This window comes from Candidatus Desulfolinea nitratireducens, from assembly GCF_982879505.1.
In genome coordinates, this window is record NZ_CEYOSI010000007.1 from 12,848 (window position 1) to 17,113 (window position 4,266).

Sequence of the window (4,266 nt, forward strand, 5' to 3'; positions counted from 1 at the left end):
GTGCCTCCCAACAATTTGCCAGAGTTAGCCTGTCGGTTAAGTGGTATCTGCGATATTCCTCTTACGGTAGAAGGCCCCTCCGTGCCGCTTCAGATCGGAGCCACCGACACATTTTGGGCAACCAATGTGGGGACAAATGAAAACTTCGAAGTCGATGCAACCCTCCAATATATTACCGACCATAGCTATTTCTGGGTAGAAGATGGCGTTTCATACGATGATCGCGAGATGAAAGACCTGATGGACGAATTCGAGGCTAAAATCTACCCCACCAATCGCGCTTTCTTCGGGACAGAGTGGTCACCTGGTGTAGATCAGGATGAACACATTTATATTCTGTATGCAAGCGGAATCGGTTCCAGCATTGCAGGCTATTACTCATCAGCAGATGAATATCATCCACTGGCGCACGAGTACTCCAACGCTCATGAGATGTTTCTCTTCAATGCGGATAATACAAATCTGAGCGATGAGTTTACGTATGGTGTTTTGGCGCATGAATTTCAACATATGATCCACTGGTATCTTGATCGCAACGAATCATCCTGGCTGAATGAGGGCTTTGCTGAGTTGGCATCTTTCCTCAACGGCTACGATCCCGGCGGTTTTGACAGGATCTACACCAGCAACCCTGACCTCCAACTCAACGATTGGCCCAACGACCAAAACGCCACCACGCCGCATTATGGGGCAGCCTTTATGTTTGTGACCTATTTCCTGGATCGCTTTGACGAAGACGCTACCAAAGCCCTGGCGGCAAATCCCCAAAATGGAATGGATAGTGTGGATGAAACACTCCAGAGTATCAACGCCACCGATGCGCTCACGGGAGATTCCATTGACGCGGATGATGTCGTCATCGATTGGCTGACAGCCAATTATCTCAACGACCCCGATGTTGATGATGGACGTTATACCTATCACAATTACAAAAGTGCTCCACAAGTCAATGCGACAGTGGAGGTTGATGCCTGCCCATTTTCAGAGAGTTATAATGTCCACCAATATGGCGGGGATTATATCCAGATCAACTGCCAGGGCGATTACACTCTCCATTTTGAAGGGGCGACCCAAACAGGATTGCTGCCCGCTGATCCTTTTTCTGGCAAGTACGCTTTCTGGTCGAATAAGGGCGACGAATCAGACATGACCCTGACGCGAGAATTCGACTTCAGCAATGTCGGGGGTCCGATCACTTTATCATTCCAAACCTGGTACGATATCGAAGAAGACTATGACTATATTTATCTCGAAGTTTCCGAAGATGGCGAAAAATGGCAGATCATCACCACTCCCTCAGGAACTGACAAAGATCCCTCGGGCAATTCACATGGCTGGGGCTATAACGGGGTTACAGGCGGCTGGATGCAGGAATCCGTTGATCTTTCGGTATATGCCGGGAAACGGGTGCAAGTTCGGTTTGAGTACGTTACCGACGCAGCTGTCAACGGCGAGGGGATGTTGATCGACGATATCCGTATTGATGCAGTCGGCTACTCCTCCGATTTCGAGTCCGATGATGGTGGCTGGGATGCTGCTGGATTTGTCCGCGTTCAAAATATCCTTCCACAAACATTCCGCCTCGCTCTTATTCTGAAGGGCAGCAACACGACCGTTAAGATAATCAAAGTTCCAAATGAACAGACTGTAGATATTCCGCTCACCCTGGGCGGTGACTACGACGAAGCCATTTTGGTCGTAACCGGTACAACCCGCTTCACACGTGAACTGGCAAATTATTCAGTTGAAATTAAGTAACATGGTCGTCGCGTGGAAACCCAAGGCCGACCTGGCAATGGCAAGACAATAGGAGAAAAAAATGACTGAGACAAAAAAAGCAGAAATTCTAAATATCGCTGACCTGGCTACCTATCAGGAAAACGCAGTCGTCAGCAGCCAGATATTGCGTGCGGAAACAGGCAATGTGACCCTCTTCGCCTTCGATAAAGGCCAGGAGCTGAGTGAACATTCAACGCCATTTGACGCCCTCGTTCAGGTTTTGGATGGAAAGGCAGAGATCGTCATCTCTGGCAATTCCTACCATATGGGTGCCGGAGAATCGATCATCCTCCCGGCAGATAAACCGCACGCGGTTATTGCAACAGCACAATTCAAGATGCTATTAACCATGATCAGGGCATAACCCCCTCCTAACCTCCCCCAAATCCAGGGATTTGGGGGAGGTGTCGCAAGGCGGTGGGGGCCGAATCAAAAACTCCCGAAAGAAAGCTTCGGGAGTTTTTATTTGGTTATTTGCAAAGGGTACTACCCATTTCCACTGTTATTTGGCTCGAACATACGATCCATTGTATTTCTTAGCCCGTCAAGGATCCCTACATGAATCAACATCAGCACACTGGTTGTTGCCATACTGAGAAAAAAGATGACATCCCCGATAAGATATTCATAATTGACAGTTGATACAAAAACATAATGGTAAACAATTAGATATAAATGGACGAGGGAAATTAACAACAGAGGCACAGAGTAGAGTTTTAGACTGTGGTTTTCGATCAATAAATGCAAACCTATGAAGCCTGCCAGAGTAAACCCCATCAAGATCATATATTTGGCAAAACTGGGCGTATTATAAAGTTGCTGATATAGTCGATACAGAATTGCGATATATAAGGCGCAAATCCCTGCCAAAGTTACCCAGGTATAGATATTGATAAAAATGGGCAGAACCAGATTATGGTAAAGCCTGATCCCATATAAGGCAACCCACCAACCGACCGAATAAGCCAGCCCAATTGCGACAACGACCGACCAGATATTCTCACGCGTATGCGGATCCTTCATGACCAGAATATCAACTGCCACATAAGCAACGCTGATCATGGCGATGCCCAAACTGATCAAACTGATCAAAAGCATCATCACGCGCAACACGCCATCCTCTGTTTTGTTATTCCTGTTGACAAGAGGTGTTGATGGTTCAGGCTGATGAAATGAAGTTGTTTGTGAGTTATTTCTTTCTTCGTTAGTCATAATTATTCACCCATGAACGCTTTCGGCACGTATTCTATCACTGTTTTGGCAGGGCATATGGCAAACGATTACAATCGTAGGGTATTCGTATTTGAGCGAAAAATGAGTGTCTGGCGCACCAAAACGATGAGAATCTGCCCTCTGAGAAAGATTACGCTTGTCAAGTAGCGTCTTCCTGTCAAGGTTGGTGCGATGCACGCCTACCCAGGCGAAAATCCTGAATTGGAGTAAGGTTCCCTTTAAAAGTAAAAGAGCGGAGAAATCTCCGCTCCTTCTTATTATTCTTACGACCAATTTCGTTTTTTGATAGTGGTAAAACAATAAGTGATAATGAATTTGCGAGCGGAGCTTGCGGAGCGAAGCAATCTCATTTTTGATAGAATTAGACTGCTTCGTCAGGCTAAAAGCCTTCCTCGCAGAATCGCTCATCACTTCGATTCGCCCACTACCCGTTTTTTTACATATGAATGGGCATACCCTCTGCAACGTGGGCTGCTTCCATTATTACTTCCGAAAGGGTCGGATGCGCGTGGACATTGCGGGCGATCTCGGCAGGCGTCAACTCCATCATCTGTGCCAGGGTCAGTTCGGGCAATAGCTCGGTCACTTCGGGGCCGATCATATGGGCGCCCAAAATCTCGCCATATTTTTCGTCCACGATCAATTTTACCCAACCAGCATATTCGCCCAAACCCAGAGCCTTGCCATTTGCCTGAAAGTTGAATTTTGAAACCTTGATCTGGTGTCCACGCTCGATCGCCTGCGCTTCGGTAATTCCAAAGGAGGCCACCTGCGGTTGGCAATAGGTTGCACGGGGCATCATCTCATAATTCAACTCGACGGTTTCATGCCCGGCAATATGCTCTGCTGCAACAATTCCCATTGCTGAGCCGACATGTGCCAGCATCAACTTGCCGGTCACGTCACCGATCGCCCAAATCCCGGGGATATTGGTGGCCATCCGTTCGTCAATCTCGATGAACCCGTGTTCGTTGATCTGGACGCCGACCTCCTTCAAACCGATGTTTGCGGAGTTGGGGCGGAATCCGATCGCGACCAGGGCTTGCTCGGCTTCGATGATCTTTTCCTCATCCCCGGCAGATACGGTGACCTTGACTCCTGCCTTGGTAGCTTCCACCGCCTCGACTTTATGTCCCGTCAACATTTCGATCTTGCGCTTCTTTAAGGCCTTTGTCAATTCGGCTGATACTTCCTCATCTTCCATCGGGACGATCCGCGGCAGCATTTCGACGATGGTCACATCCACGCCGTAGG

4 protein-coding genes are annotated in these 4,266 nt (G+C 48.0%); 2 read left to right on the top strand and 2 right to left on the bottom strand.

What is annotated here, in order from left to right; genetic code table 11:
* Positions 1-1,758: choice-of-anchor J domain-containing protein (locus AC3DOM_RS01195; RefSeq protein ID WP_487917191.1), on the top strand; the 1,758-nt coding region annotated here is incomplete at its 5' end.
* 61 nt (positions 1,759-1,819) lie between these two features.
* A complete protein-coding gene (locus tag AC3DOM_RS01200) occupies positions 1,820-2,143 on the top strand; it encodes a cupin domain-containing protein (RefSeq protein ID WP_487917192.1) in 324 nt (107 codons plus the stop codon).
* Positions 2,144-2,265: 122 nt separating this feature from the next.
* On the opposite strand, the gene AC3DOM_RS01205 is transcribed toward AC3DOM_RS01200, so the two are convergent.
* Together AC3DOM_RS01205 and AC3DOM_RS01210 are read right to left on the bottom strand one after the other, a co-directional pair.
* Positions 2,266-2,991 carry a hypothetical protein gene (locus AC3DOM_RS01205; RefSeq protein WP_487917193.1) on the bottom strand — a complete coding sequence of 242 codons (726 nt, stop codon included), beginning with the start codon at positions 2,989-2,991 and terminating at the stop codon, positions 2,266-2,268.
* Positions 2,992-3,448: 457 nt separating this feature from the next.
* A partial coding sequence (locus tag AC3DOM_RS01210; protein WP_487917194.1) for an FAD-dependent oxidoreductase occupies positions 3,449-4,266 on the bottom strand: 818 nt, incomplete at its 5' end.